At 33.4% G+C, this 14,913-nt stretch carries 14 protein-coding genes; 7 read left to right on the forward strand and 7 right to left on the reverse strand.

Going from position 1 to position 14,913, the window contains the following annotated elements:
- Positions 1-190 precede the first annotated feature (190 nt).
- From pdxA to A9G07_RS06140, 3 genes are all read right to left on the reverse strand, one after another.
- Positions 191-1,192 (reverse strand): 4-hydroxythreonine-4-phosphate dehydrogenase PdxA, encoded by a 1,002-nt coding sequence (pdxA, locus tag A9G07_RS06130; protein ID WP_065734461.1) that lies wholly within the window; start codon positions 1,190-1,192, stop codon positions 191-193.
- Between the two features lie 74 nt (positions 1,193-1,266).
- A complete protein-coding gene (locus tag A9G07_RS06135; RefSeq protein WP_065734462.1) occupies positions 1,267-2,565 on the reverse strand; it encodes a four-carbon acid sugar kinase family protein in 1,299 nt (432 codons plus the stop codon).
- Between the two features lie 69 nt (positions 2,566-2,634).
- A complete protein-coding gene (locus A9G07_RS06140) occupies positions 2,635-3,399 on the reverse strand; it encodes a DeoR/GlpR family DNA-binding transcription regulator (protein WP_141673957.1) in 765 nt (254 codons plus the stop codon).
- A 249-nt stretch (positions 3,400-3,648) separates the two neighbouring features.
- Between A9G07_RS06140 and A9G07_RS06145 the strand changes: the two genes are divergently transcribed.
- The 5 genes from A9G07_RS06145 (at position 3,649) to A9G07_RS06165 (ending at position 7,944) form a co-directional block, all read left to right on the forward strand.
- Complete coding sequence (locus A9G07_RS06145; protein ID WP_065734466.1) at positions 3,649-4,644, forward strand: KpsF/GutQ family sugar-phosphate isomerase; 996 nt, start codon at positions 3,649-3,651, stop codon at positions 4,642-4,644.
- A 118-nt stretch (positions 4,645-4,762) separates the two neighbouring features.
- Complete coding sequence (gene rfaD / locus A9G07_RS06150; RefSeq protein WP_065734467.1) at positions 4,763-5,689, forward strand: ADP-glyceromanno-heptose 6-epimerase; 927 nt, start codon at positions 4,763-4,765, stop codon at positions 5,687-5,689.
- 11 nt (positions 5,690-5,700) lie between these two features.
- Positions 5,701-6,741 carry an ADP-heptose--LPS heptosyltransferase RfaF gene (gene rfaF / locus A9G07_RS06155; RefSeq protein WP_065734469.1) on the forward strand — a complete coding sequence of 347 codons (1,041 nt, stop codon included), beginning with the start codon at positions 5,701-5,703 and terminating at the stop codon, positions 6,739-6,741.
- Between the two features lie 2 nt (positions 6,742-6,743).
- Positions 6,744-7,706 (forward strand): lipopolysaccharide heptosyltransferase RfaC, encoded by a 963-nt coding sequence (gene rfaC / locus A9G07_RS06160; protein WP_065734471.1) that lies wholly within the window; start codon positions 6,744-6,746, stop codon positions 7,704-7,706.
- A gap of 37 nt (positions 7,707-7,743) precedes the next feature.
- Positions 7,744-7,944 carry a YaeP family protein gene (locus A9G07_RS06165; protein ID WP_065734473.1) on the forward strand — a complete coding sequence of 67 codons (201 nt, stop codon included), beginning with the start codon at positions 7,744-7,746 and terminating at the stop codon, positions 7,942-7,944.
- On the opposite strand, the gene A9G07_RS06170 is transcribed toward A9G07_RS06165, so the two are convergent.
- The 3 genes from A9G07_RS06170 to trmA form a co-directional block, all read right to left on the reverse strand.
- On the reverse strand, positions 7,937-9,349 hold the full coding sequence (locus A9G07_RS06170; protein WP_081303361.1) for a heavy metal sensor histidine kinase: 1,413 nt from the start codon (positions 9,347-9,349) through the stop codon (positions 7,937-7,939). The two genes, A9G07_RS06165 and A9G07_RS06170, sit on opposite strands and share 8 nt — an antisense overlap.
- On the reverse strand, positions 9,327-10,013 hold the full coding sequence (locus tag A9G07_RS06175; RefSeq protein WP_065563213.1) for a heavy metal response regulator transcription factor: 687 nt from the start codon (positions 10,011-10,013) through the stop codon (positions 9,327-9,329). The genes A9G07_RS06170 and A9G07_RS06175 overlap by 23 nt, the downstream gene beginning before the upstream one ends.
- A gap of 351 nt (positions 10,014-10,364) precedes the next feature.
- Positions 10,365-11,465 (reverse strand): tRNA (uridine(54)-C5)-methyltransferase TrmA, encoded by a 1,101-nt coding sequence (gene trmA, locus A9G07_RS06180; RefSeq protein ID WP_065734475.1) that lies wholly within the window; start codon positions 11,463-11,465, stop codon positions 10,365-10,367.
- A 243-nt stretch (positions 11,466-11,708) separates the two neighbouring features.
- Here trmA and srmB point away from each other — a divergent pair, with 243 nt between their 5' ends.
- Entirely contained in the window at positions 11,709-13,019 is a 1,311-nt protein-coding gene (srmB, locus tag A9G07_RS06185) for an ATP-dependent RNA helicase SrmB (protein ID WP_065734476.1), read from the forward strand.
- 125 nt (positions 13,020-13,144) lie between these two features.
- Complete coding sequence (locus A9G07_RS06190) at positions 13,145-13,747, forward strand: peroxiredoxin C (RefSeq protein ID WP_065563210.1); 603 nt, start codon at positions 13,145-13,147, stop codon at positions 13,745-13,747.
- 149 nt (positions 13,748-13,896) lie between these two features.
- Here A9G07_RS06190 and A9G07_RS06195 read toward each other — a convergent pair whose 3' ends face one another.
- Positions 13,897-14,229 (reverse strand): DMT family transporter, encoded by a 333-nt coding sequence (locus A9G07_RS06195; protein ID WP_065563209.1) that lies wholly within the window; start codon positions 14,227-14,229, stop codon positions 13,897-13,899.
- Between the last annotated feature and the right edge of the window lie 684 nt (positions 14,230-14,913).

Raw genomic sequence — 14,913 nt, forward strand, 5'->3', positions numbered from 1 at the left:
ACTTTTTTCAATACTATGTAAACTTCCTAAATAAAAAACAATTAATCCTACAACCACTAGAATAATGCCATTTAATAAGACATAAGGATAAAGTGATTTTTTATTATTTTCTTTTTTAGACATATGCAAACCCTCCTTCGACAATGATAATCATTATCGAAAAATAAATAGTTATAAGTATAAATACTTACTAACGTTTGAAATTTGGTGCGTAAAGTGCAGCTAAACGAATTGCTTCAATCAAACTAACTGGATTGGCTATTCCTTTGCCGGCAATGTCATTTGCTGTGCCATGATCAACTGAAGTACGGAGAATAGGCATACCATTGGTAATTGAAATAGTACGATGAAAATCAACCATTTTCGTTGCAATATGACCTTGATCATGGTACGGAGATAACACTGCATCATATCCCCCACCCATGGCAAAATGGAAAACACTATCTGCCGGTTTCGGACCATTAATATCAATCCCTTGTTGTTTAGCCATCTCAATACCAGGTAATAGGACATCATCATCTTCATGACCAAAAAGACCATGCTCACCACAGTGAGGATTTATTCCTGCAACGGTCATTTTAGGTTTATCAATACCTAATTTGATTAATGCTTCATTACAACGGATAGCATAATCACATACTCTTTCTGGTGTTAATGATTCGATGGCTTTGATAAGAGCCAAATGGCGTGTTAGGAAAAAGACTCGTAAATCTCTAACTTGAAACATGGTTAAAGGATCTTTACTGCCAGTAAGGTCTGCTAATATCTCGGTATGACCGATATAATTAACATTTCCTGCTTTTAACGACTCTTTATTGATTGGTGTAGTTGCTATAGCATCAAGTTTCTTTTGCATAGCAAGCTCGGTTATAACTTTAATATAATTAAATGCAGCTTGCCCACATTGGCCTTCAATTTGGCCAATTTTGAAAGTGTCATAATTTAATTGGCCACATTGAATAAGATTCAAAACATTAGGTTCATCTTGTATTTGTGAAAGATCAGTTATTTGATTGATATGTAAATTTACTTTGGAGAATTTACAGGCATCTTCTAATACTTTTTTATCACCAGCTACCACTACACATCCATATTTATACGTTTCTGGTGCAGCGATACTTTTAACAACAATTTCAGGACCGATTCCTGCTGGATCGCCCATAGGCACGCCAATTAAGCTACGATGGTTCATGTCTTACTCCTTTAACTTTTTTCAGAATTTATTAAACTCAATTTTTATTTATTAACTAAATTAACTCAGGGTTATTAATGTTTTAAACTTTCATGTGATGAAATTTTTGTACTCAGATAATCGATACAATGAACTAAAGTATTATCATTACCAACAAAACCACCTTTAGTTACAATCGAATAACCATCGCATTGTCCTCCAACCAAATGCCCGTAAACTGTTAATGGTTCTACTTCATCTTTTAGCAAGAACCCACTACTGCCTAAGCGATTAACAACATTTACGGTTACATCACCTCCACTGGTATAAATGCCACGTATGATAGATTCAGGATGGAGTAATACCTGTGCAGTAATTTCAGCAATGGCTTGATTTAACGTGTTGCTAATTTCGCTCTTATTCATATTATGTTTAGTAGCGAGTTTACTTAAATCACAGACATGCTCAGGCATTTCAACTGTATCAATACCAATAACATCAAATTGTTCGACTTTTTCTAACAATTTATCGACGATAGGTTTAGCTTTCTTAGTGTCTTTTGCAATCTCAATTAATTCATCGACTAAAACTGTTTCTAACCAAACTTTCCGGTCATATCTCAATTTTTTAATTTGTCTTTGAGTAAGATCCGAAACACTTCCTATTGCAACAAAGACTTTGTTTGCCATTTTTTTTTCAGACGAATAACGAAGATCTGCAAATTGCGCAGTAAAAGGTCCAGGATCTACACAAAAAACAGGCAAATTAATATTATTAGCTGCTTGAGCGATAACGCTTATATCCGTATCTGTTGTTGCGTCAAATATGACAATTCGTCCTCCCTGTTGATATATTTGTTTTAACCGTTGCTCAATTCTATCTTTGCCTTCTAAAACATCCTTTAGTGCAATATGAGAAATTGGATAACGGGATTGGCATCGAAATAATTCAATAATTGAAGACTCAGTCATCGGATTTTTAGGATCGTTACGCATCGCTGTATTTTGTAATGGAACGCCATTAACTAATAAAGAACCACCTACACAGATACGATCACTCGATGGGTAAACTGGAACAACTAAAGCCATTAAATTAGGATCATTATCAATAACGGCATCAACTTCTGCTCCTAGATTTCCTCGTAATGTTGAATCAATTCGTTTACTAATTAAAGGTTGATATTTACTAAATTGATTTATGCAATCAACAACACGCGAATATGCCTCTTTATAAGGTATTGAACGAGAATCTGTTGCAAACGAAATAACATCAAATTTGCTAAGATCTTCATTAAATTTTTCCAAACAAGTGATCGCGTTAAACCCTTTTTTGCTTAATAAAGCACATGTGGCATTAGCACCTGTTAAATCATCAGCTACAACGGCTACTTTCATATTTTTGCTTCCTCTCAAAAATTAAGTTCAGTTAATGAACTTTTTATACATCTACCATTAGGTAGTTTGTTACACGACTTCAAACATATATTTAATATCCTGTTTTAATAATTGCTTTTCAAAATTACTTGGAAATTGCTTTTCAGTTATAAGGTAATTAAAGCGACTCAAATCACAGATTTTAAATCGACATCTAAGTCCTAATTTACTGCTGTCAACAAGCAAAACAGATTGAATAGATCGGGTTAAGGCCATCCATTTACAGTCAGCTTTAATTTGAGATGTCGTTAATGCGCCATCTTCAAGATTAAAACCATCAGCGCCAATAAATGCCAAATCGATAACCTGTTCAGATAGATACTTCATTGATTGTGAGTTATAAATGGCTGCACTAGACGCTTGTATCTCACCAGGGCAAATAATGGTATTCACTTCTGGATGGGAAGATAATTCAAGAGCAACGTGTAAATCTGGAGTAATAACTGTAATAGGAACATTGATGTTCAATGCAAATTCTCGCATTGTTGTGCCTGCATCAATAAAGATCACCATTCCTGGTTGCAATAATCCTGTTGCAATTTTACCTACCTTCTTTTTTCCTTCTGAAAATCGATTTTGCTTGATGTTATATAGAGGGGTACCATTTAAAAAACTTCTCTTTATTTCACCACCATAAGATACTTTTATTAGGCCTTTTTCTTGCAAAAGCTTTAAATCACGCCTAATACTCATATGCGAAACGGAAAATAGCTTAGATAATGAATTGATATTGGCAACATCATATTCATCTAAGTACTCTAAAATTCTTTTGTATCTCGGTAATTCTTGTTTCATAGTTAATTTCTCGATTAATTTGAGGGCATTGTAGTAATAAAATAATTCACAAAATGTTAATCTTTTAACACTTTCACAACCAAGTTTAACAATTGTGATCACAATCAAACTTTCACTTTTTCATCGTAAGTATTTTGTGAATCATCAAAATTATTTTTCATTTTATTAGTACAATTTCTAAACATGTTTAATTCGTTTTTGACAGAATTAATTCAATTAAATCAATTTATAAATAAGGATAATTGAGATATGACCACAAAATCTGCAAACCTTTTGACGCTTAAAATTGAAACTTTAAAAATGGCGAAACAAGTTTTAAAACAAGAAGCAGCTGCAATAGAGGATATTGTTGATACCATCAACGAAAGTTTCTTTAATGCTGTCGAGTTAATTTTGAATACGTCAGGAAGAGTTATCGTAACTGGAATGGGAAAGCCAGGATATATTGCTCGTAAGCTTTCAGCTACATTTATGAGTACTGGAACACCATCATTTTATTTACATCCAGCTGAAGCAATCCATGGTGACTTAGGTAGCCTTACTAAATTTGACACCATTATTGCGATATCAAATAGCGGAGAAACCGCCGAGATTCTTAATATTTTATCCACCATACAAAAAATTAACATTCCACTAATTTCAATTTGTGGTAATCCTTCATCGACGTTAGCCCGATTTGCAACATATAATTTAGACGCGCATATAACTAATGAAGCATGCCCATTAAATTTAGCGCCAACTACAAGTACTACTGTTCAATTAGCATTAAGTGATGCTTTAGCAATTTCAGTTATGAACGCTAAAAAATTTACCAAAAATGATTTTGCTTTTTATCATCCTGGCGGAAGTTTAGGGCAAATTCGTTTAATGACTGTTAAGCAATTGGTAGAAAAACATAATAGACAGGTATCGATTACTGCTGAAAAATCTATTTCTGATGCCATTTTTGTGATGACTAATTCTGGAATAGGTGCAGTTGCAATAGTAAATAAGGAAAATGCATTACTTGGTATAATCACTGATGGCGATATTCGAAGACAGCTAAAGACTTATCCAGATTTATTAAATATTAATGTTACTCAGTTGATGATATCAACACCTGTAACAGTTGAACAACACCAAACAGTATCAGATGCTTTAAATATAATGGAACAACACAAGCCAAGACCAATAACAGTTTTACCGGTACTTGATGTTAATAAAAAATTCATAGGTATGATTCACATAACTGATATATACCATTAAATCGTGTCATTTTTTATCATAAATTCATTAGCAACAAAACTAAGATGTAGAAATGAATACTCGAAAATTTGCCAATAAATCGTTATTATATTATTTTTACTAGTCAAAGGTTGTGATTATGATTGTTGTTACTGGCGGTGCTGGGTTTATTGGAAGTAATATCGTTAAAGGATTAAATGATCTAGGGCACAAAGATATTTTAGTGGTAGATGATTTAACTGATGGTACTAAATTTTCAAATTTAGCCGATTTAGATATTGCTGATTATATGGATAAAGATGAATTTATAGCAGAAATAATATCTGGCGAAAATCTTGATATTGAAGTTATTTTCCATCAAGGTGCTTGTTCATCCACAACTGAATGGGATGGCAAATTTATGATGGAAAATAATTATAATTATTCTAAGGATTTGCTCCATTATTGTTTAGATTTTGATATTCCTTTTTTATATGCATCCTCAGCTGCCACTTATGGTGGTCGGAGCGATAATTTTATTGAAGAGCGTTCCTATGAAAAACCATTAAATGTTTATGGTTATTCAAAATTCTTATTCGACCAATATGTCCGTGAAATATTACCACAAGCAAATTCACAAATTTGTGGATTTCGTTATTTTAATGTTTATGGTCCACGGGAAAACCATAAAGGTAGCATGGCTAGTGTTGCGTTTCATTTAAATGAACAAATCAATAAAGGGGAAAAACCTAAATTATTTACTGGAAGTGATAATTTTAGACGTGATTTTATTTATGTTGGAGATGTCGTTGAGGTAAACTTATGGTTCTGGAAAAATAATGTTTCTGGCATCTTTAATTGTGGAACTGGACGAGCTGAATCTTTCCAATCAGTAGCTGATGCCGTTTTAAATTATCATCAAAAAGGTGAAATTGATTATATTCCTTTCCCAGATCACCTGAAAGGACGTTACCAAAGCTTTACTCAAGCTGATTTGACTAAATTTAGAAAAACAGGATGTCCAATTGAGTTTAAAACAGTTGCACAAGGTACAACTGAATATATGAAATGGTTAAACGAGCAATAAGAGGAACTACAATGAAAACCCTGATTATTGGTCCATCTTGGGTTGGTGACATGATGATGTCCCAAAGTTTATATCGCACTTTAAAGCATCTAGAGCCAACTATTGAAATTGATGTAATGGCACCAGCTTGGTGCCGTGCTTTATTGAATAAAATGCCTGAAGTCAATCAATCAATTGCTATGCCAATTAATCATGGGGAGTTTGCATTAACTAAACGTTACCAACTAGGAAAAGAATTACGTCAATACGACCAAGCAATCATTTTACCTAACTCATTTAAATCAGCACTGATTCCTTTCTTTGCTAAAATTCCTAAACGCACTGGCTGGAAGGGTGAGATGCGTTATGGTTTATTAAATGATATGCGCATACTTGATAAAAAAGCTTTTCCATTAATGGTCGAACGTTATGTCGCCCTTGCCTACCCTAAACAAGATATCCATTCAGCAAAAGATATTCCTCAACCAATTTTATGGCCAAAACTGAGTGTTGAAAAGGATGAGGTTGAGCAAGCATTATCAAACTTTAATATTCCTACAGATGTTCCTTTAATTGGATTTTGTCCTGGCGCTGAATTTGGCCCTGCTAAACGTTGGCCTGATTATCACTATGCTGCATTGGCTGATTTGATAGTAAAACAACATGCTAAAATTATTATCTTTGGTTCAGAAAAAGATAAAGCTGTTGGAGAACAGATTATTGCCAAAATGGCGCATGGTGATCAGTGTATTAATCTTGCTGGCCAAACAAAATTAGAACAAGCGATCAACTTGATTGCGGCATGTAAAGCAATTGTCACTAATGATTCAGGCTTAATGCATGTTGCAGCTGCACTTGATAAGCCTTTAGTTGCACTTTATGGACCAAGTAGTCCTGATTTTACTCCCCCATTATCAAATAAAGCAGAAGTCATTAGACTCATTACTGGCTACCACCGAGTTCGTAAAGGTGATAGTGAGCAAGGTTATCATCAAAGTCTAATTGATATAAAACCCGAGCATGTTTTTGAAACATTGATGAAACTTATCGTTCGCTGTGAAAAGAGTAATTAATTATGCGTGTATTGGTTGTTAAAACTTCATCAATGGGTGATGTATTGCATACTTTACCGGCTTTAACAGATGCCGCAAACAATCTACCAAATATTACATTTGATTGGGTAGTTGAAGAAAACTTTTCACAGATTCCAAGTTGGCATTTTGCTGTAGATGAAGTTATCCCAGTTGCAATAAGGCGTTGGCGAAAAAACTGGTTTGCTAAAACGGTTCGTCAAGAACGCCACCAATTTATAGAACATTTAAGACGACAACAGTATGATTGCATCATTGATGCACAAGGTTTAATAAAAAGCGCATTTTTAATTACTCGTAAAGCGCGAGGTATTAAGCATGGCTTAGATCGACAAAGCATCAAAGAACCCATCGCTAGTTGGTTTTATGATGTTAAACATCATGTCCCTAAACAGATGCATGCCATAGAACGTGTTCGGATGCTGTTTGCTAAAAGTCTTAATTATTTGCAACCTGATTCAATCGGTGATTATGCTATTGCTCGTCATTTCTTAACTGCATTACCTGATGATAACCAGAAATATTTAGTATTCCTTCATGCTACTACTCGTGAAGAAAAGCACTGGACAGAAGAAGCATGGCGAGAATTAATTAAATTAATTCAACCAACAGGACTAAGGATTAAACTACCATGGGGAGCTCCTCATGAGCAAGAACGGGCTTTACGCTTAGCACAAGGATTTAATCACGTTGAAGTATTACCAAAGCTTTCTCTTAACGAAATCGCAACGATTATTGCGGGTTCAAAATCTGTAGTGTCAGTAGATACAGGATTAAGCCATTTAACAGCGGCACTAGATCGTCCTAATATAACTTTATTTGGAAAAACCGATCCAAACCTAATTGGAGGATATGGCAAAAACCAACACAGCATCATTTCAAAAGATAAAACAATGCAATCAATCACATCCAATGAAGTTTATCAAATGTTAACTGCGTTTATTTAAATTTTATTTGAGTTTCAATAAATAGGAAGATAATAATATGAACAAATATCATGAGCTAATTCGTGAAAGATATGCTCAAATTGGCAGTAATGATTTAGGTTATATTGAAGATGCGTTAGGTGCGGTAATGATGGTACTTAATGAAGTAGTCGATAATCAACTAGTACCGCAAGATCTAAGAGAAAAAGCCGCATACGCTGCAGCTAATCTCTTAATAAGTGATTATGATGTTAAATAACGGTCGGAAGATTGATTATAAAACGTGTAGACAGATCATCTGATTCAACATAAATATGACCTTTATGTGTATCGATAATCGATTTTACAATAGCCAAACCAATTCCGGTACCTGAGCTATCTTTGTTATTTCGATGACGCGATTCATCAACTCGATAAAAGCGGTCAAAAAGATGAGGTAAATGACGACTTTCAATCTTTTTACCAGGGTTAGAGATGATAATTTGAATTCGTTTTTGTGTAAGTTGACCCAATTTAATCTTAATTGTTTGATTTTCAGGGGTATAACGAATCGCATTGGAGATGATATTACTTATCGCCCGCCCTAACATCATTTTATCGCCTTGAATATGAGAACAATTACCTTCAAGTTCAAAAGTAATATTTTTCTCATCAGTCAAAGGTTCAAAATATTCACACATTAAACTAATCATCGAATGTAAATCTATATCGATAAGATTAGGTACTAGCTGATGATTATCGGCTTGTGCTAAAAAAAGCATATCCGAGATCATCTGAGACATTTTTTCATACTCTTCTAAATTAGAATATAAAATTTCTCGGTACTCTTCTGTAGAGCGCGCATTATTTAAAACAATTTGCGTTTGTGTCGTTAGATTTGTGATTGGTGTTCGCATTTCATGGGCAATATCTGCGGTAAAATTGCGTTGTCGTTCAAAGACATCTTCCATTCGATGAAGCATATTATTAAACGCCTTAACCAAACTCACATATTTTACAGGAACCGAGGCTGTTGAAATACGATAATTTAAGCTTTTCATATTAATTCGTTCAATTTTTTTAATTAAACGATTAATTGGTTTTTGTGTGTAATAAATGGAAATTAACGATCCAATCAATGCTAACACACAAGAAATAGCAATTAGTAAACCTAATCCATTTCTCAATCGATTAATAAATTCAAGCTGTAAATTGCGCGCTACTGCAACTATTGTCGTATATTGACGCCCTTCATCCAGTAGAACTCTGGAAGCACCGATACGATAAGATGATTTATCGATATTCCAAATCGCCGTACTATTTTCGGTAATCAATCGTTCAAAATCTTCTTGTGATAAAGCAATAGATAAATTAGGACCACGAGTGCGATACACAATTTTTCCTGAATCATCAATGATATAAACAAATAGATGATGATGACCGGTCAAGATGAGTAGTAGATTTTGAAAGAATTCATCTCGATTTTCATCGGGTGAATAATAGGTAAGTTCTCGTTCGATTGAGGTAATAACTGAATTCAGTTCCGAAACATTTTGCTGAATTGAAATTTTTTCAAACGTATGCTCAATAAGGTAGCTAAAACAATAAAGTAGCCCGCAGGTTAGCAGGCATACGATAAGTGGTATACGAAACGATATGATGTTACTCTGCTTCATCCAAGACATCTAATTTATATCCCATTCCACGGACTGTATGAATTAATTTAGGTTCAAAATCGGCATCGATCTTGTTCCTCAATCGCCTAATTGCTACATCAATTACATTGGTATCGCTGTCAAAATTCATATCCCATACTTGTGAAGCAATAAGTGATCTTGGTAAAACTTCTCCGGGATAACGTAAAAAATATTCTAGTAATAAAAATTCTTTATTCGTTAAATCAATTCTTTTATCACCTCGGGTTACTGTTCGTTTAGGTAAGTCCATAATTAAATCAGCAATGCTTAATTGATAATTATTGACTTGTGGAACGTTTCGTCTTAATAAGGATTTAATTCTTGCTAACAATTCAGCGAAAGAAAAAGGTTTAACTAAATAGTCGTCTGCGCCTAAATTGAGTCCTTTCACTTTATCTTCAACACTTCCCATTGCTGTAAGTAAAATAATTTGAGTATCTTTCCCTGCTTCACGCAAAGACTGTACAATTTTCCAACCCACAATATCAGGTAGCATTACATCAAGAATAATCAGATCATAATCTTCAGTCATTGCTCGATGATAACCATCGAGTCCGTTATCAGTAAGATCTACAATAAATCCTGATTCAACTAAACCTTGACGAAGATATTCACCGGTTTTTTGTTCATCTTCAACAACTAACAATTTCATATTGAATATTCCTTAATGTTTTATCAGGTTATCGAAATTGCATAATGCAGTTATAGGATATATCAGGAAGTCAAATGACATCATGACATTTCAGTGACTATTTTGTAATTTTACAGTCATTAAAACGTCTGTTTAGGTTTGCTATAGTAGCACCACAATGATTCATGAGGCTAGACAGTATTGTTTCATTGTTTTATTTCCTTTCATCCATTCCTTGCAATTTAATGCAGCCCTAGTTTATCTAGGGTTTTTTTTTGCATTTTAAACCACTTAATATGAAATAATTGGAATAAAACAGTTAATTTGGCATAAAATTTATCTTATTTAAACCAGATTAACCGTTTTGGAATATTATTGATATTCCTTTTTACGTAATACAATACCTGTTTCAATATGATCAGTATAAGGAAATTGGTCAAACATAGCAAAATGTTCTATATAATGCGTTTGAGTAAGTTGTTGCAAATTATCTTTTAAAGTATAAGGATTACATGAAATATAGACAATTCGATCATAACTTTGAATGATATTAATCGTTTTATCGTCTAATCCCACTCGAGGAGGATCTACCAACACAGTTTGACAATGATAATCATCTAAATTAATACCATTTAATCGATTAAAATCCCTCTCTTTCCTAATGGCAGAAGTAAACTCCTCAGCAGATAATCTCACAATAATTAAATTATCAATATTATTGATTTTGATATTATGTTGTGCTGAATAGACGGAAGCTTTTGCAATCTCAGTTGCTAAGACTTTATTAAAATTTTGAGCCAATGCAATAGAGAAATTACCGTTACCACAATAAAACTCTAGAAGATCACCTTTAGACTCTTTAGTTACCGAAATAGCCCATTCCAACATTTTTATATTGATAGCCGCATTAGGTTGAGTAAAACTGTTTTCAACTTGTCGATATTTAAAAGTCTTATCAAATATTGGTAAAACCTCATCAACATAATCAGCATCAATGGCAATTTTTTGATTACTTGCTCGACCAACCAGATTAGCATTAATCCCTAGTTCAGCTAATTGTTGTTTTAAACGCTCAGCAGCAATTATCCATTCCTCACCTAATTTTTTATGATACAAAAGCGTTATTAATAACTGCCCACTAAGTGTAGAGAAATAATCAATTTGAAAAAGCTTATGACGTAAATTATCGTTGTATTGAATTAAAGGTAAAATCGACTGCATTGCCTTGTTAATCAGTTTTGAGGCAATAGGAAAACTATCTATTCTGACTCTTTTTTTCTTATCATACATTATATGATAAAGCTCATCACCATTATGCCAAATTCTAAATTCAGCACGCATTCGATAATGACTAATAGGTGAAGAATAAGTCACTAACTCGGGTAATTGAAAATCAGATAATATCGTTTTTAAATTGATTATTTTATTTTGTAACTGCTGGTTATATTTATCGTTCGAAAAAGATTCTGTCATATTTATAATTCGACCATCAATTTTGATAAAGAGTGAATAGTATTTTATAATTTCTAAAAATCATAATTCTATCATAATCCCCAGCTTATGATAAGCTCATACGCCAGTAGTTGCCTATCAAATAAAGCGTCTGCAATTAAAACAATTTTTACTTTCATATAATATGATTGGTTGCTGATAAAGATTGTAGTTATAGCGATTGCCGTTATAATGTGGGGCAAAATGATAGATTAGAAGAGCACTATGACAACGCAAACTTTCTCTGATTTACAGTTAGATGAAATTTTAATTGAAAATCTGCAAGCGCAAAACATTAACGAACCCACTGCAATACAAGCACAAACTGTCCCTGTAGCCCTAGACGGTAAAGATGTTTTAGGATCAGCCCCGACAGGAACCGGTAAAACATTGGCATTTTTAATTCCAGCGGTACAACATCTGCTTGATTTTCCACGTCGAAAACCTGGACCTCCAAGAATATTAATTTTAACCCCCACTCGAGAATTAGCTATGCAAATAGCTGAACAGGCAAAACTACTAACCAAGTCAACACACTTGAGTATAGCCACGATTACAGGTGGAGTTGCTTATATGAATCATGCCGAAGTTTTCAGCAAAAATCAGGATATAGTCATTGCAACAACCGGACGCCTATTACAATACATTAAAGAAGAAAACTTTGATTGTCGTGCAGTTGAAATGCTCATTTTGGATGAAGCCGATCGCATGTTAGATATGGGGTTTGCTCAAGACGTTGAAACCATTTCAGCTGAAACACGCTGGCGTAAACAAACATTATTATTTTCAGCAACGTTAGAAGGAGAAGGTTTACATAGTTTTGCTAATCGAATTCTTAACGAACCTATTGAAATCAATGCAGATCCTTCTCGAAAAGAACGAAAGAAGATTTTACAATTTTATTATCGTGCTGATGATTTAACACATAAAGTCGCGTTGTTAACTCACTTATTAAAGCAGAAAGAAGTTAAAAAAACTATCGTCTTTGTTCGTAAACGTGAACGTGTACATGAATTGGTTTCACTGCTGCATCAAGCTGGAATTCATAGTTGTTATTTAGAAGGAGAAATGGTTCAAGCCAAACGTAACGAAGCCATCAAACGGATGAATAACAACACGGTCAACGTACTGGTAGCAACTGATGTTGCTGCTAGAGGGATAGATATTAACGATATTACCCATGTTATAACTTTTGATGCACCTAAAACGGCTGATGTTTATCTACATCGAATTGGTCGAACCGCTAGAGCAGGGAAAAAAGGTACAGCAATTATGTTGATTGAGGCACACGATAATGAGTTATTACAAAAAATTGAACGTTATATTCGTGAGCCTATCAAATTAAGAACAATTGATGAACTACGCCCAAAAACCAAAGCACCTAAACCAGTAACAAAAAAGAAACCTTCGCAAAAAGCTAAACAGAAAAATGCGGCCAAAAAGCAAGAAGAGACTAAAAAGAAAAAGCTAAAACAACGTCACCGAGACATTAAAAATAAGGGAAAACCCAATAAAACGATAATTAAAACCGAATAATAATTTATTTACCATAGGTTAAACTTATGAAATCAATTGCTGATAACAACTTGGCGTATTGGCTAAGATTGATATAATAAAACGCATATTCAGTATATACATTTGCTACACAAGGAAAAAATTTTATGACATTAGTCACTCGTAAAGCACCAGATTTTACTTCAGCAGCAGTACTAGGTACTGGCGAAATTGTAAATAATTTTAATTTAGCTGAGCATATTAAAGGTAAATATGCTGTAGTATTTTTCTGGCCTATGGACTTCACTTTTGTATGCCCATCAGAAATTATTGCATTTGATCACCGTTTAGAAGAGTTCAAAAAACGTGGTGTCGAAGTAATTGGTGTCTCAATGGACTCAGAATATGTTCATAATGCATGGCGTAACACACCACAAGATAAAGGTGGTATTGGAGAAGTGAAATTCCCTATCGTTGCTGATATAAAGCATAGCATTATGCAATCTTATGGTGTTGAACATCCTGAAGCTGGTGTTGCTCTTCGTGCATCATTCTTTATTGATAAATCAGGCGTTGTTCGTCATGAAACAATTAATGATTTACCAATCGGTCGTAACATTGATGAAATGCTACGTATTGTTGATGCTTTCCAATTCCATGAAGAACATGGCGAAGTTTGCCCTGCACAATGGACAAAAGGAAAGCAAGGTATGCAAGCAAATCCAAATGGCGTTGCTAGCTACTTAAAACAACACGCTAATGAAATCTAAGTTGAGAAACAAGCTATTATAATCAGCTTAGAAATATTATGAAAAACGCAAACCGGAGTACAACTCCGGTTTTTTTATGTTCAAACGCGAACTACAGTCAGATAACGTTCATATAGTATTTAAGTTATTATCAACGCAATATGTTTATATTAATGCCCGCTAACATTTGAAAATAGGTTAATAATAACCACACCAAATATAATAAAGCCCATACCAATTAATGCTGCTAGATCTAAAGATTGCTTCATAAAGATCCAAGCTATCAAACTGATAATAATAATCCCGATTCCCGACCAAATCGCATAAGCAATACCGACAGGAATAGTTTTTAAGGCCAATGAAAGAACATAAAATGACGCGCTATAACCAATAATAGTAATTATTGAATACATTAAATGCGTAAAACCGTTAGAAAGCTTTAATGAAGAAGTTGCAATCACTTCACAAATAATCGCAATAAAAAGTAATAGATATGAATTCATATTATGACTCATAAGTTAGTTGAAATAAAAAATGAAGACTCGCCAAAAATCTTAGTGTAAAAATGATCTATACAAACTCAATAAACACACAATTCAGGAAAAAATAGAATAAATGCTGGTGTATGAGGGATCAGAAAAGAGCTATTAAAAAAATACCCATTAAACATATAACGTTTATCATCCACTCAATACCTTGATGTAATATATCACTCCTCAATAATAAAGTAAAAAGTTAAAAGAAAACGGATTACTTTTTAGTATATTACTTTTCGAGTGATGAGTCCCTTAAAGTAATTATCAATTTTCATTGATTTATACACTTGATTCAGAACTTTTTATAATCAAACTGAACTATTTAATAGGTTACTCAGTACAACAATTGCTCATTATTTTTGATAAAATACAAATACTTAACTAAAAGATTTTAGTGGTCTATTCAATCTCATACATTGAAAAAATTGTTCAAGTTCAATTAAATACCTGCACTTCAATTAGCATTCAATACTCTTATCTTATCAGCATCATCTCAAAAAAGATTCAGCTATTAAGTAAACACAAAATGCTTAATAATGAAATAATTAAGCTAACAATGATAAATCCAATTAAAAATTTACCAACTTTGTAATAAAATCTATTTTTTTGATTTTCCCGCTTCTTTCTATTGAAACAAAGCAAAAAAATACC

It is taken from the genome of Gilliamella sp. wkB72, from assembly GCF_001693745.1.
Classification (GTDB): Bacteria; Pseudomonadota; Gammaproteobacteria; order Enterobacterales; family Orbaceae; genus Gilliamella; species Gilliamella apicola_E.

Coding starts and splice junctions, on each gene's coding strand:
- pdxA (WP_065734461.1), bottom strand. CDS start 1,192: ATGAACCATCGTAGCTTAATTGGCGTGCCTATGGGCGATCCAGCAGGA.
- A9G07_RS06135 (WP_065734462.1), bottom strand. CDS start 2,565: ATGAAAGTAGCCGTTGTAGCTGATGATTTAACAGGTGCTAATGCCACA.
- A9G07_RS06140 (WP_141673957.1), bottom strand. CDS start 3,399: ATGAAACAAGAATTACCGAGATACAAAAGAATTTTAGAGTACTTAGAT.
- A9G07_RS06145 (WP_065734466.1), top strand. CDS start 3,649: ATGACCACAAAATCTGCAAACCTTTTGACGCTTAAAATTGAAACTTTA.
- rfaD (WP_065734467.1), top strand. CDS start 4,763: ATGATTGTTGTTACTGGCGGTGCTGGGTTTATTGGAAGTAATATCGTT.
- rfaF (WP_065734469.1), top strand. CDS start 5,701: ATGAAAACCCTGATTATTGGTCCATCTTGGGTTGGTGACATGATGATG.
- rfaC (WP_065734471.1), top strand. CDS start 6,744: ATGCGTGTATTGGTTGTTAAAACTTCATCAATGGGTGATGTATTGCAT.
- A9G07_RS06165 (WP_065734473.1), top strand. CDS start 7,744: ATGAACAAATATCATGAGCTAATTCGTGAAAGATATGCTCAAATTGGC.
- A9G07_RS06170 (WP_081303361.1), bottom strand. CDS start 9,349: ATGTCTTGGATGAAGCAGAGTAACATCATATCGTTTCGTATACCACTT.
- A9G07_RS06175 (WP_065563213.1), bottom strand. CDS start 10,013: ATGAAATTGTTAGTTGTTGAAGATGAACAAAAAACCGGTGAATATCTT.
- trmA (WP_065734475.1), bottom strand. CDS start 11,465: ATGACAGAATCTTTTTCGAACGATAAATATAACCAGCAGTTACAAAAT.
- srmB (WP_065734476.1), top strand. CDS start 11,709: ATGACAACGCAAACTTTCTCTGATTTACAGTTAGATGAAATTTTAATT.
- A9G07_RS06190 (WP_065563210.1), top strand. CDS start 13,145: ATGACATTAGTCACTCGTAAAGCACCAGATTTTACTTCAGCAGCAGTA.
- A9G07_RS06195 (WP_065563209.1), bottom strand. CDS start 14,229: ATGAATTCATATCTATTACTTTTTATTGCGATTATTTGTGAAGTGATT.